Origin of the sequence: Bradyrhizobium sp. S3.12.5 (assembly GCF_040548225.1) — a bacterium.
Lineage (GTDB): Bacteria > Pseudomonadota > Alphaproteobacteria > Rhizobiales > Xanthobacteraceae > Bradyrhizobium > Bradyrhizobium cytisi.
Map to the genome: position 1 here is coordinate 124022 of NZ_JBEPRF010000014.1, position 23911 is coordinate 147932.

The 23911-nt window shown below is 63.8% G+C and carries 14 protein-coding genes; 11 read left to right on the forward strand and 3 right to left on the reverse strand.

Going from position 1 to position 23911, the window contains the following annotated elements; all coding sequences use genetic code 11:
* Complete coding sequence (locus ABIC09_RS21890; protein ID WP_148755911.1) at positions 1-1200, forward strand: ABC transporter substrate-binding protein; 1200 nt, start codon at positions 1-3, stop codon at positions 1198-1200.
* Between the two features lie 163 nt (positions 1201-1363).
* Here ABIC09_RS21890 and ABIC09_RS21895 read toward each other — a convergent pair whose 3' ends face one another.
* Positions 1364-2506 carry a lysozyme inhibitor LprI family protein gene (locus tag ABIC09_RS21895; protein WP_148755926.1) on the reverse strand — a complete coding sequence of 381 codons (1143 nt, stop codon included), beginning with the start codon at positions 2504-2506 and terminating at the stop codon, positions 1364-1366.
* An 86-nt stretch (positions 2507-2592) separates the two neighbouring features.
* Positions 2593-3345, reverse strand: a complete 753-nt coding sequence (locus ABIC09_RS21900; RefSeq protein WP_354110514.1) for a transglutaminase-like cysteine peptidase — start codon at positions 3343-3345, stop codon at positions 2593-2595.
* A 619-nt stretch (positions 3346-3964) separates the two neighbouring features.
* On the opposite strand from ABIC09_RS21900, the gene ABIC09_RS21905 reads away from it, so the two are divergent.
* On the forward strand, positions 3965-11440 hold the full coding sequence (locus tag ABIC09_RS21905; protein WP_502917689.1) for a VCBS domain-containing protein: 7476 nt from the start codon (positions 3965-3967) through the stop codon (positions 11438-11440).
* 162 nt (positions 11441-11602) lie between these two features.
* Positions 11603-13834 (forward strand): CHASE2 domain-containing protein, encoded by a 2232-nt coding sequence (locus tag ABIC09_RS21910; RefSeq protein ID WP_354084165.1) that lies wholly within the window; start codon positions 11603-11605, stop codon positions 13832-13834.
* A gap of 207 nt (positions 13835-14041) precedes the next feature.
* Here the strand turns inward: ABIC09_RS21910 and ABIC09_RS21915 are convergent, their stop codons facing one another.
* Entirely contained in the window at positions 14042-15637 is a 1596-nt protein-coding gene (locus ABIC09_RS21915; protein ID WP_354110516.1) for an ABC transporter substrate-binding protein, read from the reverse strand.
* 213 nt (positions 15638-15850) lie between these two features.
* On the opposite strand from ABIC09_RS21915, the gene ABIC09_RS21920 reads away from it, so the two are divergent.
* The 8 genes from ABIC09_RS21920 to ABIC09_RS21955 all read left to right on the forward strand — a co-directional run bounded on the left by ABIC09_RS21920 (position 15851) and on the right by ABIC09_RS21955 (position 23750).
* A complete protein-coding gene (locus ABIC09_RS21920; protein WP_354110517.1) occupies positions 15851-17509 on the forward strand; it encodes an ABC transporter substrate-binding protein in 1659 nt (552 codons plus the stop codon).
* Between the two features lie 146 nt (positions 17510-17655).
* Positions 17656-18609, forward strand: coding sequence for an ABC transporter permease (locus ABIC09_RS21925; protein WP_148755905.1), 954 nt, complete (start codon positions 17656-17658; stop codon positions 18607-18609).
* Between the two features lie 4 nt (positions 18610-18613).
* Positions 18614-19516 carry an ABC transporter permease gene (locus ABIC09_RS21930; RefSeq protein WP_354110518.1) on the forward strand — a complete coding sequence of 301 codons (903 nt, stop codon included), beginning with the start codon at positions 18614-18616 and terminating at the stop codon, positions 19514-19516.
* A 195-nt stretch (positions 19517-19711) separates the two neighbouring features.
* Positions 19712-20758: an ABC transporter ATP-binding protein gene (locus ABIC09_RS21935; protein WP_187435294.1), complete on the forward strand. Its 1047-nt coding sequence runs from the start codon at positions 19712-19714 to the stop codon at positions 20756-20758.
* A gap of 11 nt (positions 20759-20769) precedes the next feature.
* The gene (locus ABIC09_RS21940; protein WP_148754995.1) at positions 20770-20967 is read left to right on the forward strand and encodes a hypothetical protein; all 198 of its coding nucleotides are present in this window, start codon (positions 20770-20772) and stop codon (positions 20965-20967) included.
* Complete coding sequence (locus ABIC09_RS21945; protein WP_354110519.1) at positions 20964-22379, forward strand: amidase; 1416 nt, start codon at positions 20964-20966, stop codon at positions 22377-22379. The genes ABIC09_RS21940 and ABIC09_RS21945 overlap by 4 nt, the downstream gene beginning before the upstream one ends.
* Positions 22376-23350, forward strand: a complete 975-nt coding sequence (locus ABIC09_RS21950; protein WP_354110520.1) for an ABC transporter ATP-binding protein — start codon at positions 22376-22378, stop codon at positions 23348-23350. The genes ABIC09_RS21945 and ABIC09_RS21950 overlap by 4 nt, the downstream gene beginning before the upstream one ends.
* Positions 23351-23480: 130 nt before the next feature.
* Positions 23481-23750: a GlsB/YeaQ/YmgE family stress response membrane protein gene (locus ABIC09_RS21955; RefSeq protein WP_354110521.1), complete on the forward strand. Its 270-nt coding sequence runs from the start codon at positions 23481-23483 to the stop codon at positions 23748-23750.
* Positions 23751-23911: the final 161 nt, after the last annotated feature.

The following is a 23911-nucleotide window of genomic DNA, read 5'->3' on the forward strand; positions in this document are numbered from 1 at the left end:
ATGTCGAAATCGTTGAAGGCGTTCGGCCTTGCTGTGGGCGCGCTCGCGCTCACCTGTCAGCCGTCCCTAGCGCAAACCAAGGTCACCAATGAGGGCATCTCGGCGGGCGAGATCGTCATCGGCACTCATCAGGATTTGTCGGGCCCGATCAAGGTCTGGGGCGTGCCGGTCTCCAACGGCATGAAGATGGCGGTCGAGGAGATCAATGCGGCCGGCGGCATCCAGGGGCGCAAGATCAAGATGATCCTTGAAGACAATGGCTACGATCCGAAGAAGGCGGTGCTCGCCTCGCAGAAAATGGTCGAGCGCGACAAGATCTTCGCGATGATCGGTCCGATGGGCTCGCCGACGGTGCTCGCCGCGCAGGACATCCTGTTCGACGCCGGCGTGCCCCAGCTGTTTCCGCTGACGGCTGCCGAGTTCACCTTCAAGTTCGATCCGGCCAAACCGCAGGAGCGGCTCAAGTTCAATAACCTGCTGCCTTACGTCGAGAGCACCCGCGCCGCGCTGAAATACATGGTGGAGTGGAAAGGTTTTCAGAAGCCCTGCATCATGCATCAGGACGACGAGTACGGAAAGAATGTGCTCGACGGCTTCAACCAGCAGCTTGCCGCGATGAAGATGCAGCCCGCCTCGATCACGAGCTACAAGCGCGGCGCGTCCGACTTCAGCGCGCAAGTGGCCAAGATGAAGTCCGACGGCTGCGATCTCGTCGTGCTCGGCACCGTGATCCGCGAGACCATCGGCGCGATGGGTGAAGCCAGGAAGCTCGGCTGGGACGTCACCTTCCTCGGCGCCACGCCGACCAACGTGCTGGAGGTCCCGACGCTGGGCAAGGAGGCGGTCGAGGGACTCTATGCGGCCTCGGGCTTCGAGATTCCCTATGAGGACACTGCCAAGGGCAAGGTCCACGACTGGCTGATCAACTACAAGAAGATGTTCAACACCGACGCCAACACGCAGGCGATCATCGGCTACAACGCGGTGATGACGTTTGCGTTCTATGCCGACAAGGCCGGCAAGGATCTGACTGGACAGAAGATGCTGGACTCGCTCGAGTCCGGTGACAAATTCCTCGACATCTTCAACTCACCGCCGACCAAATTCTCCAAGACCGACCACCTCGCCAACACCATCACCCAGGTGCAGCAGGTCAAGGGTGGCCGCTGGGTGCTGGTGAAGGACAATCTGATGTTTTGATCTCTCGCCTCTCCCCGCTTGCGGGGAGAGGCCGGAATTTGCGAGAGCAAATTCCGGGTGAGGGGGATTCTCCGCGAGTCCAGCTCTCACCGTGATCGCGGAGGCAGCCCCTCACCCCAGCCCTCTCCCCGCCAAGAGCGGGGAGAGGGAGAGGAAAGAGCAACTACGATCCCCCGCCCGCAGTGCCCGAGTTCACCGGCGCCAGCTCGTCCTCGCGGCAACGCCAGCCGTCGGCAGCTTTCACGAAGGCAAAGGTCCGCTGGATCCTCAGGCGTCGCGTGACATTGAAGGCTGCTGCGGAGCGCTCCTTGTTGGTCGCTCCTGCTTGCGGACGGCCGGTGCTGGCGTCCCAGCAGGTGCCGGTGCAGGTCGAGGCGACCTTGCTACAGGTGGTGAACGGCGCCAGCACGACCATCTCGATCTCGCCCGTGACCTGCGCCTCCTGACCGGTCACCTGGCTGTCGATGGCGTCGACGCGGTTGATGCGGAGGAAATTGCCGCACGAATTGGCGGCGTGGATGCGCGCGGCGCAGAAATCGACGGCATCGGTGTCGGGCTCCCTGGCTGCGACCTGCCGGCCGAACACCTTCTTCGGATCGCCCCTGGCGGCCGCGATCTCGTCGGTCCTGCGCTTCAGATGGTCGGCGAGGCAATCTTCCGCGGAGCCAAGCTCCTGAGGTGGCACGTTCTCCTTCCCGACCAGATTGCACTTGCGATCGCGCTCTCGCGTCCAGCGACCGTATTCGGCGAAGGCAAAGCGCGCCGCGGTCGGGTCCAGCTTGCCGATCAGGCCAAGCACCTGGCTGTTGAGCTCGGTCTCGGTGAGCGCCAGCGATGGATCCGCGCAGATCAGCGCGCCGGCCGCGGTGTTGGCGGCAAGGCAGTCGAAATCCGGATCTCGCACGATCGCGGCCCGTTCCTCCGTCACCTTGAGAAGGCAGGCCTTCACCCGGTCGAAATCGTCGGCGTGGATCGCGGTCTGGCCGACGATGCCGCAACCGAGATTGCGCTGGCGGATCCAGATCGCATTCTCCTCGATTGCAGGCAGGCGATCGGGCAGGCGGGCGAGCCGCGCCTCGATGGCGGCGTTGAGCTTCTCGGCGGCGACAGACAGTTCGGCATCACCGCAGAACAATTGATTGCCGGGGTCGCGGATCTGCTGGCAGTTATTCCCAGCAAACAGCGGCAGCCTGTCGGCAACGGAGCGGTCGGATGGGCCGGATTGCGCAAAGCCTGGCGCGACCGGCAATGCCAGCATTGCCGGCAACGCCAGCCGTGCAAGCACACTCAGCACGATCAACCGCATTCCAATTGCCCCCAGCCTGGCCAAGGCCATGCTAGCGTCTCGGATCGTGCGGCGAAATGGGTTTGTGGCGGGGAGTTACAGCAAGATCAGCGCGCGTCGGCCTCGGCCGACACCATCGACACCCGCTGACTCTCGCCCCGCACGGGTTCGCCGGCATATTTCAGCACGGCGGATTGGTAGAGCACATAGAGCGGCTGGTAGTTGCGCGCGTCGTCATCCTCGACCATCGCCATGCGGCGGTTGTCCAGCATCAGCCAGTGGCCGTCGAGCTTTGCCGAGGCAACCGCATGGCCTTCACCGTTGCGGGTGTCGCGCACCACAACGAGGCGGAGGTCCTCCGCGGCGACGCCGGCAAGCCGCAGCGCGGCCAGCTTGGCGATGGCGTAATCCTCGCAATCGCCGGCGCCGCGCTGGAAGGTCTCGAGCGGCGAGCTCCAGATGTCTTCGGCACCGTCGTTTTCGGCGCGGATGGCGAGGTTGATGGCGCGGTTGGTCTCGCCGAGCAGCGCGCGGCCGTCGCGGGTGCGGGCCTGATCGATGATGGAGAGCAGCTTCAGCGCCGCGGGCGAGGCGCAATTGTCGCGGTCGCCATCGCACAGCGCGAGCTGCACCATGTCGTCGTCGAGCTTCTCCTTCAACGCGAACCATTTCTGCCGCAGGCCACCGGTGGAAATGGCGAAGGCGAACACGCCGAACGGCTCGGCAGATTTGCGCACAAGCACGCCTGCGCCGGGCGACAGCAACGTGCCGGCACGAAGGTCGGCAGCCGACCCGAGCAGGATCAATCCGCACAGAACAACGATAGCGCGCCAGGCGCGCGAGCGAGCAGCGGTCTCCATCTGACATCCCCTTATCCGGGCTTCGCCAGGTCCCCCTCGACCTTGACGTGCCGGGCTTGTTGCTTTCGCGGAGATAGTGCGAGCTGGGCCATTTTGTTCTGCTTAACGCGCTTGGGCGGGACGCCAAAACCAAGGGGCAGGCTGAACCGGGCCTGCCGAACTTGCGTAAAATTTTACGATTTGCCGGCTAAGAGGAGCCTCGCTACCGCGAAATCGATTAAACTGCAGGCAGAAGTTGTGGGTGGCCCGATTCTGCACCTATGGCTAACGGCCCGCTATTTCACGGGCTCTGTTAGTTGGATCACAGATTTAACTCCGTATTTGCCGCAGGATGTTGCGGGGCACCACGAAGAAAAGATGACACAAGTATCTGGCGCCGGATCTGTACGACCGGTTACTTTGGACGACTGGAAATGTGCGCAATAAGCCGGATTCGACTTCAAAATATTCGAAAAAATACTTCGTCTTATCCATCGATGTCGCCGTAGGCATAGTCGTCGGCAGCCAAGTGATGCGAAATCACACAAGCAATAGATGGTTTCGCTAAGGACTTGGTAATGCTATGCAAGCTTAGGCGCTCGATACTTACTTAGATTTTAACCCTTTTTACGGTGCCCGATTGAATTACGCTGGCAAATTTGACGGCGCGCTCTCCTTGGATAGCCAGGGTTCCCGTTCGCCCGCCTCCCATCACGTCGATTCCTTTACCGCCAAATCCTTTACCGCCACGGGGCATGGCCACGTGCCCGAAGGCGCGGTCGTCATTCCCGACCCCAACCTGATCTTCAACGGCGAGTTCAAGCGTACGGGTGTTGATCTCGTGCTGTCGCACGACGGCCATGAGTTCGTCGTTCACGATTATTTCAGGGGCGACAAGCGCGCGGCGATCGCCTCGCCCGACGGCGCCCATCTCACCGGCGACATCGTCAACGCGCTTACGGGTCACGTCCAGTATGCGCAGGCCGCGCCCGGTGCCGCCGCGGCGGAGGTCATCGGCCACGTCACCAAGCTGACCGGCAGCGCGACCGCGATCCGCAACGGCGTCTCGGTCATCCTGAACAACGGCGACAACGTCGAGAAGGGCGACGTGGTCTCGACCGGTTCGGATTCGACGCTTGGCGTCACCTTCATCGACGGCACCGTGTTCGGCCTGTCCTCCAACGCGCGGATGGTGCTGAACGACATGGTCTACGACCCCAACGGGTCGAACAATTCCTCGCTGCTCAGCCTGGTCGCGGGCACCATCACCTTCGTCGCCGGCGAGACCGCCAAGCACGGCGACATGAAGATCGACACGCCGGTCGCCACCATGGGCATCCGTGGCACGGCCGTGCTGACCGAGATCAATTTCGTCGTCCCCTCAGGCGGCGGCGATCCGCAGCCGCAGGCGAACTTCCAGGTGCTGGTCGAGCCGAACGGCACCACCGGTTCCTACATCCTGTTCGACAAGCTGACGCTGCTGCCGATCGCGACGGTCAACCAGGCCGGCCAGATGATCCAGATCAGCGGCGGCAACGTCTCAATCACCAACGGGCTGCTGTCGCCGGACGTGCAGAAGCTGATCACGGACGTGTTCACGCTGAAGTTCACGGACAACAACACCAACACCAAGCTGACCACGAACTTCACCGACAGCATCACGCAGAACGGCAACATCGTATTTATCAAGACGGACACCGGTGCGACAGCGACCGCGACCTTCACCAACACGGTCAACAATGGTAGCGGCTCTGGGCAAGGCGGGACGGACAAGGGGGCCGATCGTTTTCCCGGGCCGCCACAGGCGCGCAGTCTCGATGCCAACGGCAATGTCACGTCATCGTTCTTGCTGAAAGAGCACGCGAACGCGACCGCCGATCACGCAGACACAACCGGCGACACCGTGGGTGCTGACACGGTGTCCGGCCGGATTACTTTCGTCGATCTCAATCTCGGCGACCGGCCGACGGTTTCGGTGAATCTCGCTCAAGCGCCGAACTTCGTTTACGAGAACGCTGGCCAGCAGGATGTCACCGGCTCTCTCACCGCACTGCAGAAGCAGGACATCGCAGCGACGCAGATCCAGATCGGCGTCGTCGCCGACGGGGCCAACAACAACAACGGTTCCGCGGTCTGGACCTACACGATGCCCGACCACGTCTTCGACTTCCTGGCCGCCGGCGAGACGTTGACGCTGACCTACATGGTGCGCATCGACAACAATTTCTCGGTCAACCCTGAAACCACGTTTATCCCGATCACCATTTCGATCACGGGCACCAACGACAAGCCCACCATCGCGACGTCTGGTGGAACCGTCATCGAGAAGGTCGGGACCGGCAACGAGGCTCTGGACACTATCACGGGCGCCGTCACCTTCACCGACGTCGATTTGACAGATCGGCCGATCGTGAGCGCGGCGCTCTCGTCCGCCCATCCGTTCAAATATCTCGACGCGCATGGCAACGATGTCACGGCGACGTTGACGCCTGAGCAGAAAGCCGCGATCGCTGCCGTCGAGGTTCCGCTCAGCGTGGTGCAGGGCGCGGGAAATGCCAATAACGGCTCGGCCACCTGGACCTACAGCGTCACTGACCACCTTTTCGATTTCCTCGCAGACGGCGAGACGTTGGTCCTCAATTACGTGATCCAGGTCGATGACGGGCACGGTGGCGTCGTCAGCACGCCGATCACCGTCTCCATCAATGGCGCTGACGTCAGCGTCGAGGGCACCAACGACGTGCCGACGATCGTCGGGGCATTAACGACTGTGACCGGTGCGGTGAAGGAAGATGCGGCGGCTACGCTATTGGCGGGCGGCACCATTACCTTCAACGATCCCGACCTCACCGACACGCACACCGCGAGTTTCGTTCTGAAGTCCACGACGTCAAGCGCGCATCTGCCCGGTTTCAGCGACGGCACCTCGCAGATCGGCGCGTTCGCCCTCACCGCGGTGAGCGAGAGCCCCGGTGTCAGCACGGTCGGCTCCCTGGGGTGGAGCTTCACGCTCGATGACAGCAATCCGGTGCTGCAGTCGCTGGCCGAAGGCCAGACCATTACCCAGATCTACACCGTCACCGTCGACGATCATCACGGAGGAACGGTCACCCAGGACGTCACGGTCACCATCACTGGCACCAACGACGTTCCCACCATCACGAGCAGCAACGCCGACGCAACGGGCGGCGTCACCGAGGACGCCGCTACGCCGACGCTGTCGAGCGGCGGCACGCTGGCGATCCAGGATCTCGACCTGATCGACACCCACACGGCGGCGGCGGTGTTCAAGTCGTCGGCATCGAGCGCGCATCTGCCGGGCTTCACTGAGGGCGCCACGAACATCGGCACCTTCACGATCGACCCGTCGGTGACCGAGTCCAGCAGCGACACCAACAATGGCGCGACGCTGGGCTGGCACTTCAGCCTCGCGGACAACGACCCGGTGCTGCAGTCGCTGGCCGAAGGGCAGACCATCACCCAGGTCTACACCGTCACCTTCACCGACAATCACGGTGCGACGGTCAGTAAAGACGTTATGGTCACGATTACCGGCACCAATGATACGCCGACCATCACCAGCGACGCTGCAGCGGCAGCCGGTGCGGTCACCGAGGACGCCGCTACGCCGACGCTGTCGACCGGCGGCACGCTGGCGATCCAGGACCTGGACCTGATCGACACCCACACCGCGCAGGCGGCGTTCAAGTCGTCGGCATCGAGCGCGCATCTGCCCGGCTTCAGCGAAGGCACCACGAACATCGGCACCTTCACGATCGACCCGTCGGTGACCGAGTCCAGCACCGACACCAACAATGGCGCGACGCTGGGCTGGCACTTCAGCCTCGCGGACAACGACCCGGTGCTGCAGTCGCTGGCCCAGGGCCAGACCATCACCCAAGTCTACACCGTCACCTTCACCGACAATCACGGTGCGACGGTCAGTCAGGACGTGACGGTCACCATCATCGGCACCAACGACACGCCGACCATCACGAGCAGCAACGCCGACGCAACGGGCGGCGTCACCGAGGATGCCGCTACGCCGACGCTGTCGACCGGCGGCACGCTGGCGATCCAGGATCTCGACCTGATCGACACCCACACGGCGGCGGCGGTGTTCAAGTCGTCGGCATCGAGCGCGCATCTGCCGGGCTTCACCGAAGGCACCACGAACATCGGCACCTTCACGATCGACCCGTCGGTCACCGAGTCCAGCAGCGACACCAACAATGGCGCGACGCTGGGCTGGCACTTCAGCCTCGCCGACAACGACCCGGTGCTGCAGTCGCTGGCCGAAGGGCAGACTATCACCCAGGTCTACACCGTCACCTTCACCGACAATCAGGGTGCGACGGTCAGCAAAGACGTCACGGTCACGATCACAGGCACCAATGACGTTCCGACCGTTACGAATAGCGCAGCGGCGGCAAAGGGCGCGGTGACCGAAGATACGGGGTTGACGCTGCTGGTTGGCGGGACACTGGCGATCCAGGACCTCGACCTGATCGATACCCATACGGCAACGGCAGCGTTCAAGTCGGCGACATCGGATGCGCATCTGCCTGGCTTCAGCGACGGTACCTCGCTCGGCACCTTCACGATCGACTCGGCGGTGACCGAGTTCAGCACCGACACCGACAACAGTGCGACACTGGGCTGGCACTTCAGCCTCGACGACAATAGCGCAGTGCTGCAATCGCTGGCCCAGGGCCAGTCGATCACCGAGGTCTACACCGTCACCATCACGGACGATCATGGCGCGCACGTCTCGCGGGACGTCACCGTCACGATCAACGGCGCCAACGACGCGCCGACGATCACGAGCGGCGAGGCAGCGGCAGAGGGCGCGGTGACCGAGGATGATAGCGCGACGCTGTCGATCGACGGCACGCTTGCGATCCAGGACCTCGACCTGATCGACACACACACAGCGGAGGCCGTGTTCAAGTCGTCGACATCGAGCGCGCATCTGCCCGGCTTCAGCGACGGTACTTCGCTCGGCACTTTCACGATCGACTCTTCGGTGACCGAGTTCAGCACCGACACCGACAACAGCGCGACGCTGGGCTGGCACTTTAGTCTCAACAACAATAGCGCCGTGCTGCAATCGCTGGCCCAGGGCCAGTCGATCACCGAGGTCTATACCGTCACCTTCACGGACGATCATGGCGCGCACGTCTCGCAGGACGTCACCGTCACGATCAACGGCGCCAACGACGCGCCGACCATCACGAGCAGCGAGGCGGCAGCAAAGGGCGCGGTGACCGAGGATGCGAGCGCGACGCTGTCGATCGACGGCGCGCTTGCGATCCAGGACATCGACCTGATCGATACGCACACTGCGGCGGCGGTGTTCAAGTCGTCGTCCCTCAGCTCGGCGCTGCCGGACTTTGACAGCAACTCGCATATCGGCAGCTTCACGATCGATCCGTCGGTGACCGAATCGAACAGCGACGCCAGCAATGGCGCGACGCTGGGTTGGCATTTCTCGCTCGACGACAGCGACCCGACGCTGCAGTCGCTCGCCCAGGGCCAGACTATCACTCAAGTCTACACCGTCGCCTTCACCGACAATCACGGCGCGCACGTCTCGCAGGACGTCACCGTCACCATCACAGGTACAAACGACGCGCCGACATTGGCCGACGTCACCGCTGGAGCGCTCACGGACACGGCTGCGACCGACACCTTCTCCGATCTCACCGGCACGCTGGCCGGGGCCGATGTGGATAACGGTGAAACGGCGACGCTGGTCTATTCGGCGATCGGCGCCGACAATCATGGCTCCGTGGCGGGCCATTACGGCTCGCTGACGGTGAACGCCGACGGCACGTACGACTACGCCCCCGACGCGGCCGCGATCAACGCGCTGTCGGCTGGACCCTATGCCGATACGTTTACGGTCCAGACCACGGACGCGCATGGCACGACCAGCACGGCGACATTCGCCGTGAACGTGACCGGTGCCAACGACGTGCCGACGATCTCGAACGCGACGCTCGATGCGGTCAGCGAGGATGCTGTGGCCCCGGCCGGATCCACCGTGGGCGCGCTTTTCACAACCGGTTTCCACGACGCTGATGCCGGTGCGAACCTCAAGGCTGTCGCAGTTACCGCCGACCATGCCGACGAATCGCAGGGCGTCTGGCAATACGAAGTTGCCGGCAGCAATCAGTGGATCGACATCTCCGGCGTCAGCGACACCAGCGCCCTTGTGCTCGCCACCGACGCGCTGATCCGTTTCGTGCCGGCCGCAAACTACAGCGGCGTGCCTGGCGGTCTCGATGTGCATGCGCTGGACGACACGTATAATGGTGGCAGCAGCGGCCTTAGCCCGGTTTCGATCGACATCGCCGCGGTTGGCTCCAGCGTGTCCACCACGGCGGCCACGCTCAACACCGAAGTCGCACCGGTCGCCGATCCGCCGGCGTTCGAGGCGCTGGCGGTGAATTACCTTGCCGACAGCCTGACCGGCATCAGCATTGACAACTCCCATTGGAACGTCGTGCTGCCGTCGGTGCCCGGCACCGACGACGATGCGTCGGTCACGCCGACCGCCAATGGCGTGGTCCTGCACGATCACGGCTACCTGGAGACGACCTCCGGCTTTACCCCGACGGCCGCCACGCCGCTGCATGCCAGCCTGAGCTTCAGCCTCGACGACGGGGTCGGTCCCTATGTCGCGGTCACCGATGGCACCGACGGGACGACCGGCACGTACGGCTCACCGGCCAACGGTCTGTCCTTCATGTTCGGCTGGGGCAATGGCCTGATTATCACCAACAACGCCACGGGCGCGAACGTCAACCTCTCGGCGAGCCTCAGCCAGGGCACCGTCTACGACGCGACCATTACCGACGACGGCTCACATCAGACCGTGGTGATCGTCGATCACAGCACGGGCCAGACCGTCGGCACCTACACATCCGATTTCACCGACTATGCCGCCGGCAATCTCGTCACCATCACCAACCGTGAGGCCAACGACGGCCAGCACGACGCGACCGTCAGCAATGTCACGATCTCCAATGCTTTCGAGGGCGAACACGGCACGGCGATCGCTCTTCCGAGCCTCACCGCCGTCATCGATACCGACGGGTCGGAGCACATGTCGCTCGACCTGTCCGGCTTCCCGGACGGAACGACGTTCTCGGTCGGGCAGGCCGGAATCGGCGACGAAGCCGGCCACTGGCTGGTCAGTGCGCCGGATATCGCCTCGCTCGGCACGTCCGCGCTGACCCTGACGACGCCAACCGATTACGCCGGCGAGTTCAGCCTGCATGTGAGCGGCACCGTGGTCGATCGGGCGACCGGTCTCTCAGGGCCGCTAAGCGACACCGAGACGTTCACCAACGATGTCGCCGTCAAGGTCGACGGCGCGCCCGCAGGCGGGCCTGTCATCGACACCGACCATTTCTACGTCTCGCATGATCGAGAACTCGGCACAGACACCATCACCAATCTCTCGGTCACCGACTCCGATTCCGGCGCGTCGACGGACGAGTTTAAGGTCACGGCAGTCACCGTGCATGCGCCGGGCAGCAGTGTCGATCTGTCACCGAGTTGCGGCACGCTCGACGACATCAATACGGCCTTCGAGAACGGTGTCACCTACAGTGCCGGCGAAACGCCGCCGGACGCCGACCAGATCACGCTGACGGTGACGGACAAGACCACCGGTCTCTCCGACACCGTCAACTTCATCTTCAACGAGGGCGACGCCAGCCATGGCGTCACGCTGAACGGCACCAGCGGCAAGGACGTCATCTTCGCGACGACGACCGGCGACACGCTGTCCGGTGGCGGCGGCAAGGACCAGTTCGTCTTCACGCCGGGCTCGGCCGGGTATGACGACGAGGGGCATCCCGTGGCCGACTACGCGCACACCATCACCGATTTCATCGAAGGCGTGGACAGGATCGACCTGCGCCAGTTCTCGGGCGTCAGCTCCATCGGCAACCTCAGCATCACCCAGCAGAACGGCGAAACGTTGGTTGCGTGGCAGCAGCAGATCGGCGCGGGCGATAGTTCGGTCACCGAGCATGAGCAGCTGTTGCTGAAGAGCATGACCGCGACACTCAAGGCCAGCGATTTCATCTTCCATATCACCTGACGGGTGCCGCCTCCGGCGTGCGGCCGGCTTGCGGGCGATGAACGCACAGCTTGACCGCGGCAAAAAATCCATAATCCTTCGCCCTGAGGAATAGCCAATCGCGCGCCGAGGCCCCATGATCGGCCCCGAGTTACGTGATGCGCGGCAGGAAGCTCGACTGACATGAAACGTCTCAAAATCCTGCGACGGTGGTTCGCGCGAAAGTTCGGCTTTGCGCGGCTGGTGTGCCTTGCGCTGCTGATCGTCTTTGCGGGCTTGCGCGTCTGGGATCCGCCGCCGGTCCAGGAATTGCGGCTGCGCACCTTCGACCTGTTCCAGCTGGTCGACCCCCGTCACAAGACGGTGCGGCCGGTCACCATCGTCGACATCGACGACAGGAGCCTCGCCAGGTTCGGCCAATGGCCGTGGTCGCGCACGCGGATCGCGGACATGATCATCAACCTCACCAACAGCGGTGCGGTGGCGATCGGCTTCGACGTTGTGTTTTCCGAGCCCGACCGGCTCAATCCGGACCTGGTCGCCAACCAGATGCGCTATCTGGACGACGCCACACGGATGAAGCTGCGTGAGCTGCCGAGCAACGACCAGATCCTCTCGGAAGCGATCAAGCACTCGAAAGTCGTCCTGGGCGAAACCGGACTGCCGGAGGTCGGATCCGAGCTCGACAAGACGCTTCCCTTCACCGGTGTCGCGACTGTGGGCGAAGAGAATGCCGAAAAATGGTTGTTCGAATTCCCCGGCCTGCTGCGCAACGTGGCCGTCATCGAGAAAGTTGCCGCCGGTCGTGGCCTGTTCTCCATCAAGACCGAGCGCGACGGCTTTATCCGCCGCGTGCCGATGATCATGCGCGCCCAGGGCACCATCATGCCCTCGCTCAGCCTGGAGATCCTGCGGGTCGTCACGGGAACGCCGACGCTGCTCGTTCGCACCGACAAGACCGGCATCCGCGCCATCCGCCTCAAGGGCGTCGAGATCCCGACCGATAAGAATGGCCAGCTCTGGGTGCACTACGCCCGCCGCGATCCCTCGATCTATGTTTCGGCAGCCGACGTGCTCGACAACACCGTGCCGCCGAGCAAGATCGCCGGCAAGCTGGTGCTGATCGGCACCTCCGCGGCCGGGCTGAACGACATCAAGACCACGCCGGTATCCTCGACCATGCCGGGTGTCGAGATCCACGCCCAGGTGCTCGAAAGCGTGTTGAGCCGTGCCATCATCTCCCAGCCGAGCTACGCGCTCGGCGTCGAGCTGCTCGCCGCACTGGTCATCGGCATCCTCGTCATCATCTTCACGCCGAATCTCGGCCCCGTCCGGCTGGTGCTCGCGGGCGCGGCGTTTGCCGCGGTCCTGATCGGCACCTCCTGGTTCTTCTACTGGCAACGCCGCTACCTCATCGATTTCACCTATCCGCTGCTGTCGACCACCGCGATCTACCTGACCTTCATCTTCTCGAGCTTCGTGCGCGAGCAGCGGCAGCGCGTGCAGATCCGCGGCATCTTCGCGCAATACATGTCGCCGGTGCTGGTCGAGCAGCTCGCGCAATCGCCGGAGAAAGTCGTGCTCGGCGGCGAGGAGCGCGAGCTGACGATCATGTTTTCCGACGTGCGCGGCTTCACCTCCATCTCGGAAAGCTACAAGCACGATCCGCAGGGCCTGATCACGCTGATGAACCGCTTCCTGACGCCGCTCACCGACGTGATCATCGAGGAGAAGGGTTACGTCGACAAGTACATGGGCGATGCCATCATGGCATTCTGGAATGCGCCGCTCGACGATGCCGAGCACCAGGTCAACGCCTGCGAGGCCGCGATCCAGATGCTCGAGAAGATCGACGTCGTCAACAAGGAGCGCGAGCAGGAGGCCGCCGAGGGCGGCCACGTCTATATCCCGCTCAACGTGGGCATCGGTCTCAACACCGGCATCGGCGTGGTCGGCAACATGGGCTCCGACCTGAAGAAGAACTATTCGGTGCTCGGCGACAGCGTGAACCTGGCGTCACGCCTGGAAGGCCAGACCAAGGAATACGGTTTTCCGATCATCGTCGGCTCCCGCACGGCGCTCGCCGCCAAGGACAAGTTTGCGATCCTCGAGCTCGACTTCATCATGGTCAAGGGCAAGAGCGAGCCGGAGGTGATCTATGCCATCGCCGGCCGCGAGGACGTGATGCAGTCGGCCGCGTTCCAGCGCCTGCGCAACATCACCATCGAGATGCTCGGCTGCTACCGCAACCGCGACTGGCACGGCGCACTCGAGGCCATCGAGCGCGGCCGCCGCAGCGAGGACGCCGACACGCTGGAAAAGCTGTTCAAGCTGTACGAGGCGCGCATCAAGGATTTCAAGATCGATCCGCCGCCGGAAGGCTGGACGGGAGCGTTTGCGCTGCTGACGAAGTAGGGCTGCGAGTGTGTGGGCTCCGTGGTCGCCCATACACTCCGTCATTGCGAGCGGAGCGAAGCAATCCAGAGTGTCTCCGCGGATGCAATTCTGGATTGCTTCGCTCCGCTCGCAATGACGAGACTGTTGAGGCGTTTGCGCGCAATAGCTCACGGCGGTCGTCCCGGCGAAGGCCGACACGACCGCGTTCATGAGGCGCGCGCCGTCTCACTCCACCCCGATCGTCGTCAGGTCCTGGAACCAGTGCTGCGCCTGGACGAACTGCTTCACCTTCGGCGACAGCGCGTGCGGGTTGGTGTCGTGGACGACCCAGACCAGCGCGGCATCGTCGACGATCAGGGCGTGCGCCTGCGCGATCAGATCGTCCTGCTTGGCGGTGTCGAAGGTCTGCTTGGCCTCGTTGATCAGCGCGTCGACTTCAGGGTTCTTGTAGCCGCCCCAGTTGACGCCGACCGGTGCGATCTGGTCGGAGGCGAAGAAGCGGACGATGGCGTAGAGCGGGTCCGAGGTGACATAGGCGATGTTGTTGGCGGTGATGCCGGCGTTGATCTCGTCGGCCGCGCCCTTGCGCCAGTGCGTATAGAGCGTCTCGAGCTCGACCACCTTGAAGTCGATGTCGATGCCGATCTCCTTGAAGCTTTGCTGCAGGAACTCGTTCATCGGCAGCGACAGCATCTGGCCGGTGCCGCCCTGCGCGATGATGAAAGTGGCTTTCAGCGGCTTCGCCTTGGAATAGCCGGCCTCCTCGACCAGCTTCTTGGCGGCCGCGAGATCATACTTGATGTCGAAGCTCGGCTTGCCGAACCACGGGCTCGACGGATCGACCTGGCCCTTGGCGGGTTTGGCAAGCCCATTCATCAGGCCGACGACCTCGTCGCGGTTGATCGCGAGGTTGAGCGCCTTGCGCAAGCGGATGTCGGTCCAGGGCGAGCCCGGCAGCACGCTCAGATGATAATTCCACACATGCGGCGTGACGTTGTCGACGATCTTCATGCCGGCCGCTTTCAGCTGCGGCACAGCATCGGGCGCCGGCGTCTCAATCAGGTCGACTTGCCCTGCGAGCAGCGCGTTGGTGCGGGTCAGCGCTTCCGGCATCGGCACCAGCACGATCTTGTCGACCTTGGGAATGCGCTTCGTGTTCCAATAGTCCGGATTCTTGCTGAGCTCGGCGAGCTCGCGCGGCACCAGTTTTGTCAATTTGAACGGGCCGGTGCCGGAGGGCTGGCTGGCGAACTTGTCCCAATCCTTGCCGAGCTTCTCGTATTGCGCGGGGCTCGAGACCAGGAACCACAGCATCTGATAGGGGAAGAAGGAATCAACCTTCTTGGTGGTGATCTCCACGGTGGAATCGTCGATCTTGGCGTAGCTCGCCACCGAAGGCAGCCGCGTCTTCACCTGCGCGCTCTGCCGCTTGTCGAATTGCGGCGCCTTGTCGCTGAGCACCTTGTCGAGATTCCAGATCACCGCATCGGCGTTGAACTCGCTGCCGTCGTGAAACTTGACGCCCTTGCGTAAGCTGAAGCGCCATTTGGTCTTGTCGGTGTCGTCGACCTTCCATTCCGTCGCGAGTCCCGGCACCAGCTTGCCCGGCCGATCGGCAACATCCATTTCCCACGCAACCAGCGGATCGTAGATCGTATAGGCGGTGAACTGATAGGCGCCGGCGCCGCGATCGGGCTGACCCGTTGTCAGCGGAATATCCGCCATGGAGATGCCGTAGCGCACCACCGTTTCAGCGCGCGCCGGGATTGCGAATGCCGCCAGCGCAAGCACGGCGAGACAAGTCGATAATCGGATACGCATGGCCCAAAGCTCCAAGGGAAAATTCATGGGAGAATTCGGAGTCAAACGTGCAATCTTGATGCCAGAATAGGCAGTGCGATGCCTCCATGGCTGCTCGATCACAAGGACTTGTCGTCGCAGTGGCAATTTGCAGAATAAGTTTCCCCATTGGCATAGCCATTGCATACGTTTGCATCAAAATTAATCATCGAAAGCCGCAAAAGGACTGAGGCAATGCTTATCAAGACCACCACCCGCGCCGCGCTGATTGCGGCGCTGGCCCTGGCGACTGCGGCCGCGTGGCCGCGCGCGGCGAGTGCCGAAACGGTGCTGCGCATCGGCATGACGGCTGCCGATATTCCGCGCACGCTCGGTCAGCCCGATCAGGGTTTTGAAGGCAATCGCTTCACCGGCGTCACCATGTATGACGCGCTCACGGGCTGGGATCTCTCCTCCGCCGACAAGGCCAGCGTGGTGATCCCCGGCCTCGCCACCGAGTGGAAGGTCGACGATGCCGACAAGACCAAATGGACCTTCAAGCTGCGCCCCGGCGTCACCTTCCATGACGGCGCGCCCTTCAATGCCGACGCGGTGGTCTGGAACGTCGACAAGGTCCTGAAGCAGGACGCGCCGCAATTCGACCCGAGCCAGGTCGGCGCCACCGCCACGCGCATGCCGACGCTCGTATCCGCCAGGAAGATCGACGACATGACGGTCGAGCTCACTACCAAGGAGCCCGACAGCTTCCTGCCGATCAACCTCACCAACCTGTTCATGGCGAGCCCGGCGAAGTGGCAGCACTTCTATGACAAGGCCGAAGGTGCCGACGCCAAGGCGAAGTCGCAGGCCGCCTGGACTGCCTTTGCCAAGGACGCTGCAGGCACCGGCCCGTGGAAAATGGCGAGCTTCACGCCGCGCGAGCGGCTCGAGCTGGTGAAGAATGCGGACTATTGGGACAAGGCCCGCGTGCCCAAGATCGACAAGATGGTGCTCGTGCCGATGCCGGAGGCCAATGCGCGCACTGCAGCGCTGCTGTCCGGGCAGGTCGACTGGGTCGAGGCACCGGCGCCGGATGCGCTGCCGGAGCTCAAGCAGCGCGGCTTCAAGCTCTATGCCAACGAGCAGCCGCATGTCTGGCCGTGGCAGTTCTCGCGCGTCGAGGGCTCGCCCTGGAACGACATTCGCGTCCGCAAGGCCGCCAACCTCTGCGTCGATCGTGAAGGGCTCAAGGACGGGCTGCTTGCGGGTCTCATGGTGCCGGCGACCGGCACCTTCGAGCCCGGTCATCCCTGGCGCGGCAAGCCGACCTTCGAGATCAAATATGACAAGCCGGCAGCGCAAAAGCTGATGCAGGAGGCAGGCTTCGGTCCGAACAAGAAGCTGGCGGTCAAGATCCAGACCTCGACCTCCGGCTCGGGCCAGATGCAGCCGCTGCCGATGAACGAATATCTCCAGCAGGCACTTGGCGAATGCTATTTCGACGTGCAGCTCGACGTCATCGAGTGGAACACGCTGTTCTCCAATTGGCGGCGCGGTGTCAAGGATCCCAGCGCCAACGGCTCGAACGCGACCAACGTCACCTATGCGGCGATGGACCCGTTCTTCGCGCTGGTGCGCTTCCTGCAATCGAGCATGGCGCCGCCGGTCTCGAACAATTGGGGTTTTATCAACAATCCCAAGTTCGACGAGCTGGTGAAGAAGGCGCGGCAGACGTTTGATCCAGCCGCGCGTGATGCCGCGCTCGCCGAGCTGCACGCGGCCTCCGTCGACGACGCAGCCTTCCTCTACGTCGCCCACGACGTCGGCCCGCGCGCCATGAGCCCGAAAGTGACAGGTGTGATCCAGCCGAAGAGCTGGTTCATCGACTTCTCGCCGATTTCGATGACGCCGTGAGGTGATCACTCTATCTATCCGTCATGCCCGGGCTTGACCCGGGCATCCACGTCTTTCTTGCTTCGTCTTTCTAAAGAGAAGAACGTGGATGGCCGGGACAAGCCCGGCCATGACGGCATCTACGCGCCAACCTGAGTAAACCCGACGTGCTCGCCTACATCGCCAGACGCATCGTCTATGTCATCCCGATCGTCATCAGCGTGGCGCTGGTGTGCTTTTTGCTCGTGCATATCACGCCGGGCGATCCGCTGGTCGCGGTGCTGCCGGCCGATGCCTCGCAGGAGCTCGCCGCGCAGCTGCGCGCCGCCTACGGTTTTGACCGGCCGCTGCCGGTGCAATTCGGCCTGTGGCTGCTGCGCGCGTTGCATGGCGACCTCGGCAATTCCATTGCGACCGGCCGCCCCGTGCTCGCCGAGGTCATGCGCGCGGTCGGCAACACCGTCACGCTTGCGATTGCGGCCGCCATCATCGGCTTCACCATGGGCATCCTGCTCGGCCTGATCGCCGGCTATTTCCGCGAGACCTGGATCGACAAGCTCGCGACCTCCTTTGCCATCGCCGGCGTCTCGGTGCCGCATTACTGGCTCGGCATGGTGCTCGTCATCATCTTCTCGGTGGAGCTGAACTGGCTGCCTGCGGTCGGCGCCGGGCCGAACGGCTCTAGCTCCTGGGCCTGGGATTGGGCGCACCTGAAATATCTCGTGCTGCCGGCGATCACGACCTCGGTGATCCCGATGGGCATCGTCACCCGCACCGTGCGCGCGCTCACCGGCGATATTCTCTCGCAGGATTTCGTCGAGGCATTGCGCGCCAAAGGCCTGCACGAAACCGGCGTGTTCCGCCACGTCATCAAGAACGCCGCGCCGACCGCGCTCGCCGTGATGGGGCTTCAGCTCGGTTACATGCTCGGCGGCTCGATCCTGATCGAGACCGTATTCTCCTGGCCGGGCTCGGGCTTCCTGCTCAACTCCGCGATCTTCCAGCGCGACCTGCCGCTGTTGCAAGGCACGATCCTGGTGCTGGCCCTGTTCTTCGTCTTCCTCAACCTGCTGGTCGACATCGCGCAAGCCGCGATCGATCCGCGCATCAAGCGGGGCTAGCGGGATGAGCGAGCTTCCGCTGTCGACGATCGCAGACGCCGCGCTGCAGGCCGCGCCCGCGACCAAGGCGCGCGGCTATTGGGCGACCGTCGGCCGGCGCATCCTGCGCGACAAGGTCAGCATGGCCTGCGCAACCGTGCTGGTGCTGATCTTTGTCTCCGCGATCCTTGCGCCCTGGCTCGGTCTGGAAGATCCCTACAAGGGCTCGATGATCCGCCGCCTGCGCCACATCGGCACGGCAGGCTATCCGCTCGGCACCGACGAGCTCGGCCGCGACATGCTGGCCCGGTTGATCTATGGCGGGCGGCTGTCGCTGGTGATCGGCATTTTGCCTGTCATCCTCGCCTTTGGCATCGGGACTTCGCTCGGGCTTGTCGCCGGCTATGTCGGCGGCAAGCTCAACACCGCGATCATGCGCACGATCGACGTGTTCTACGCCTTCCCCTCCGTGCTGCTGGCGATCGCGATCTCCGGCGCGCTGGGCGCCGGCATTCTCAATTCCATCGTGTCGTTGACCGTCGTGTTCGTGCCGCAGATCACCCGCGTTGCCGAAAGCGTCACCACCGGCGTGCGCAACATGGATTTCGTCGAAGCGGCGCGCGCCTCCGGCGCCGGGCCCTTCACCATCATGCGCGTGCACATCCTCGGCAACGTGCTGGGCTCGATCTTCGTCTATGCCACCAGCCTGATCTCGGTCTCGATGATTTTGGCGGCAGGCTTATCCTTCCTCGGCCTCGGTACAAAACCGCCGGAGCCGGAATGGGGCCTGATGCTGAACACGCTCCGCACCGCGATCTACGTCAATCCCTGGGTTGCGGCATTGCCCGGCGCGATGATCTTCGCGGTGTCGATCTGCTTCAACCTGCTTTCGGACGGCCTGCGCAGCGCCATGGACATCAGGAACTGAGATGATGATGCAGAAGAGCAATGGCGCGGCATGGGAGGTCGTCATGCCCGGGCTTGTCCCGGGCACCCACGTTCTTCGTCCCGTGTGGCAAGGCGTGGATGGCCGGGACAAGCCCGGCCATGACGGCGTGGAGGCTTTAGTACGGGCCATATGTGATGGCCTTGCTCCGACGGGGAGAGGCAGGAGGCCGCGGGCATGAGCGACACCAGCACCTCCGTTGCCATGCTGGAGCCGGTCGAGGACGTCGGCGGCGTCGCGCAGCCGTTGCTCCAGGTCAATGGCCTGACCAAGCATTTTCCGGTACGTGGTGGGCTGTTCGCCGCGAAACGTACCGTGCGCGCCGTCGACAATGTCTCCTTCTCCATCGCCAAGGGCGAGACCGTCGGCATCGTCGGCGAGTCCGGCTGCGGCAAGTCGACCACCGCGCGCCTCTTGATGCACCTGATGCCGCGCGATGCCGGCGACATCATCTATGACGGCATGTCCGTCGGGCAGTCGCTGTCGCTGCGCGAGCTGCGCCGCGGCATGCAGATGGTGTTCCAGGATTCCTACGCCTCGCTCAATCCGCGCCTGACCATCGAGGAATCGATCGCGTTCGGCCCCAAGGTCCATGGCATGGCCGATGGCACCGCGCGTGCGCTGGCGCGTGAGCTGCTCGGCAAAGTCGGCCTGGTGCCCGCAAATTTCGCCAACCGCTATCCGCACGAGATCTCCGGCGGCCAGCGCCAGCGCGTCAACATCGCCCGCGCGCTCGCGCTCTCGCCGCGGCTCGTGATTCTGGATGAAGCCGTCTCCGCGCTCGACAAATCCGTCGAGGCGCAGGTGCTTAACCTGCTGGCCGATCTCAAGCGCGAGTTCGGCCTGACCTATCTCTTCATCAGCCACGACCTCAACGTCGTCCGCTACATCAGCGACCGCGTGCTGGTGATGTATCTCGGCGAGGTGGTCGAGCTCGGCCCCGTCGACCAGGTCTGGGACGCGCCCGCGCATCCCTATACGCGCGCGCTGCTGGCCGCGATGCCGTCCTCCGATCCTGATAGGCGCACCGAGCAGCCGCCGATCACGGGCGATCCACCCAATCCGATCGATCCGCCCGCGGGCTGCCGCTTCCACACCCGTTGTGCGTTTGCGGAGCCGCTCTGCGCAATTGCTGCACCAAAGCTCACCGCGCTGGATAATATGGGCCACGAGGCCGCGTGCTACATGGCGATTCCGGGTTCAGGCCATAGCCGCGCGCCCTGAGAGGAAACCGCATGACGAGACCGACGACAAAAGAGATCCAGGCGACGGCACAAGTCGCCGGTATTCCCGTGAACGACGAGATCGCGACGCGCATCTCCAATTCCATTGGACCGGCCTTCGAAGGCTTTGCCGCCATCGCCGGCACGTTGCCGTTCGACCTCGAGCCCGCGCTCTATCCGCTCGCGCAGACGCAGAAGGTGTCGAAATGAGCACCGAGCCTGCCTTGATGACGCTCACCGAGGTCGCGCGCGCGATCGCGATGAAGCAGGTGTCCTCGCATGAGGTGACGCGCGCGCTGCTGCATCGCATCGCGCAGTGGCAGCCGCATCTCAACGCCTTCATGTCGATCGAGTCCGAAGCTGCGTTGAAGGCGGCCGATGCCGCCGACGCCGCGCTCGCCAAAGGCGAGGTCCGAGGTCCCTTGCATGGCGTTCCGCTCGCGCACAAGGACATGTATTACGATGCAGGCCACGTCTCGACCTGCGGCTCGCTGATCCGCCGCGATTTCGTGCCGACCGTGACGTCCACCGCCTTGCAGCGATTGAAGGACGCCGGCCAGATTCGCCTCGGCACGCTGCATCTGGCCGAGTTCGCCTATGGCCCGACCGGCCACAACGCCCATTACGGCCCGGTGCGCAATCCCTGGAACGTCGCGCATATCACCGGTGGTTCGTCGTCAGGCTCCGGCTCGTCGGTCGCAGCGCGGCTGACCTATGCGGCGCTGGGCTCCGACACCGGCGGCTCGATCCGTATGCCCGCGCATTTCTGCGGTGTCACCGGTCTGAAGACCACCGTCGGCCGCGTCAGCCGCGCCGGCGCGATGCCGCTGTCGCAATCGCTCGACACCGTCGGCCCGCTCGCGCGCACCACTGAGGACTGCGCGCTGCTGCTGGCGCTGATGGCCGGTCCCGACCCCGAGGATTCGACCGCAAGCCACGAGCCGCTGTCGGACTATGTCGCGGCAACCAAAGGCTCGCTGAAGGGCCTCAAGATCGGCGTGCCCGCCTCGTTCTATGTCGACGATCTCGACAGCGAGGTCGCGCGCGTGCTGGACGAGACCATCGCGGTGCTCAAGCGCGAGGGCGCCGACCTCCTCACAGTCGAGCTGCCCGACCAGCGGCAATTGTCCGCGGCGAGCCAGCTCGTGCTCGCGGCGGAAGCTGCCGCCTTCCACAAGCGCTGGATGATCGAACGTCCGCAGGATTATGGTCCGCAGGTGCTGATGCGGCTCCAGAACGGTCTCGCCGTGCCCGCCATCACCTATCTCGAGGCGATGCGCTGGCGCGGCCCGGCACTCGCCGCCCACAATGCCGCGGCCGCAGGCGTGGATGCGATCATCGCACCGGCATCTCCGGTGCCTGCACCGACCATCGAGGAGAGCGACGTCGGCGGCGGGCCGAACGCGCCGGCGCTGTTGCAGCGGCTGACGCTGTTCACCCGTCCGGTGAATTTTCTGGGCCTGCCGTCGCTCACCGTTCCCTCCGGCTTCACCAAAAGCGGCCTGCCTGTCGGCATGCAGCTGATCGGCCGCTCCTTCGATGAAGCGACCTTGCTCACCATCGGTGCCGCCTTCCAGCGCGTCACCGACTATCACGACCGGGTCCCCAAGCTGCCGTCATGACAAAGCTCGTCGAGATCTCAGGCCTCAACATCCGCTTCACCGGCGAGCGCACGGTCTATGCCGTGAACGATCTCAATCTCTCGCTCGGCGATGGCGAGGTGCTGGGCCTGCTCGGCGAATCCGGTTCGGGCAAGAGCGTGACGCTGCGCGCGTTGATGCGGCTGTTGCCGAAGAAGCGCACGCAGATTTCCGGCAAGGTCAACGTCATGGGCCGCGACGTGCTCGCGATGAACGACGAGGAGCTGTCGTCGTTCCGCGGCCAGACCGTCTCGATGATCTTTCAGGAGCCGGCACTGGCGCTCGACCCGGTCTACACCATCGGCGCGCAGATCGCCGAGAGCGTCGTGCGCCACGAGGGCAAGTCGTATGCGGAGGGCACGGCGCGCGCACTTGAGATGCTCGAGGTCGTGCGCATCCCGTCTGCCAAGCGGCGGCTCGATGCCTATCCGCACGAAATGTCCGGCGGCATGCGCCAGCGTGCGATGATCGCGCTGGCGCTCGCCTGCCGTCCGAAGATTTTGCTCGCGGACGAGCCGACCACGGCGCTCGATGCCACCGTGCAGATCCAGATCCTGCTGCTGCTGCGCGAGCTGCAACGCGAGTTCGGCATGTCTGTCATCTTCGTCACCCACGACATTGGTGTTGCCATCGAGATCTGCGACCGCGTCGCGGTGATGTATGCCGGCCAGATCGTGGAGCAGGGCAGCCTGCGCGACATCGTCCGCTCCCCGGTCCATCCCTATGCCAAGGGCCTGCTCGCCTCGACCATCCACGGCGCCAAGCGGGGGCAGCGCCTCGAGACCATCCCCGGCACCCCGCCATCGCTGGCCGAAATGCCCCACAACTGCTCCTTCGCCCCCCGCTGCGCCATGGCGCAGCCGCGCTGCATCGCGCAATTGCCTGCGAATGTGGAGGTTGCGCCGGGCCGAGCGGCACGGTGCGTGCTGGCGGAGGCGGTGGCCGCGACATAGCGAGTTCTCTACTGTGCATGGGGTTGTTCTCGCGATTCCTGTCTGAGCGGTCCCTCCGGGAACACTATTCAGACCCCATTCATCCCGGTTCCGGTTCCATGGGCCCGTTCATGGAGAGGGACTTCAACTTATGTATATTTCTGGCCAAAGCCTCATCGTCATCCTGTTTGTCGGCCTGGTTGCCGGCTGGCTCGCCGGCAAGGTCGTGCGAGGAAGCGGGTTCGGCATCATCGGCGACATTGTGATCGGCATCGCCGGTGCGTTCGTCGCGACGTTCCTGTTCCCGAAGCTCGGCATCCATCTCGGCGTCGGGCTGGTCTCGGAGATCATCTATTCCGCCATCGGCGCCATCATCCTGCTGCTGGTGGTGCGGCTGGTGCGCGGCGGCGGCCGGCTCTAACCGGTTCGATCGACCGGAACCAAGCGCTTCTCCCCGTGCGCTTTGGGGAGAGGCGCTTGTCTTTGCTATAAAAAGCCGCAAAGACTGTGAAATACCGGACTTGCGGATTGGGCCGTCCTGGGTAGATGTGGCGAGGCCCGGATTAATTCGATTGCACTGCA

Bases quoted from the DNA above. Each gene is read 5' to 3' on its own strand.
- ABIC09_RS21890 (WP_148755911.1), top strand. From the start codon at position 1: ATGTCGAAATCGTTGAAGGCGTTCGGCCTTGCTGTGGGCGCGCTCGCG.
- ABIC09_RS21895 (WP_148755926.1), bottom strand. From the start codon at position 2,506: ATGCGGTTGATCGTGCTGAGTGTGCTTGCACGGCTGGCGTTGCCGGCA.
- ABIC09_RS21900 (WP_354110514.1), bottom strand. From the start codon at position 3,345: ATGGAGACCGCTGCTCGCTCGCGCGCCTGGCGCGCTATCGTTGTTCTG.
- ABIC09_RS21910 (WP_354084165.1), top strand. From the start codon at position 11,603: ATGAAACGTCTCAAAATCCTGCGACGGTGGTTCGCGCGAAAGTTCGGC.
- ABIC09_RS21915 (WP_354110516.1), bottom strand. From the start codon at position 15,637: ATGCGTATCCGATTATCGACTTGTCTCGCCGTGCTTGCGCTGGCGGCA.
- ABIC09_RS21920 (WP_354110517.1), top strand. From the start codon at position 15,851: ATGCTTATCAAGACCACCACCCGCGCCGCGCTGATTGCGGCGCTGGCC.
- ABIC09_RS21930 (WP_354110518.1), top strand. From the start codon at position 18,614: ATGAGCGAGCTTCCGCTGTCGACGATCGCAGACGCCGCGCTGCAGGCC.
- ABIC09_RS21935 (WP_187435294.1), top strand. From the start codon at position 19,712: ATGAGCGACACCAGCACCTCCGTTGCCATGCTGGAGCCGGTCGAGGAC.
- ABIC09_RS21940 (WP_148754995.1), top strand. From the start codon at position 20,770: ATGACGAGACCGACGACAAAAGAGATCCAGGCGACGGCACAAGTCGCC.
- ABIC09_RS21945 (WP_354110519.1), top strand. From the start codon at position 20,964: ATGAGCACCGAGCCTGCCTTGATGACGCTCACCGAGGTCGCGCGCGCG.
- ABIC09_RS21950 (WP_354110520.1), top strand. From the start codon at position 22,376: ATGACAAAGCTCGTCGAGATCTCAGGCCTCAACATCCGCTTCACCGGC.
- ABIC09_RS21955 (WP_354110521.1), top strand. From the start codon at position 23,481: ATGTATATTTCTGGCCAAAGCCTCATCGTCATCCTGTTTGTCGGCCTG.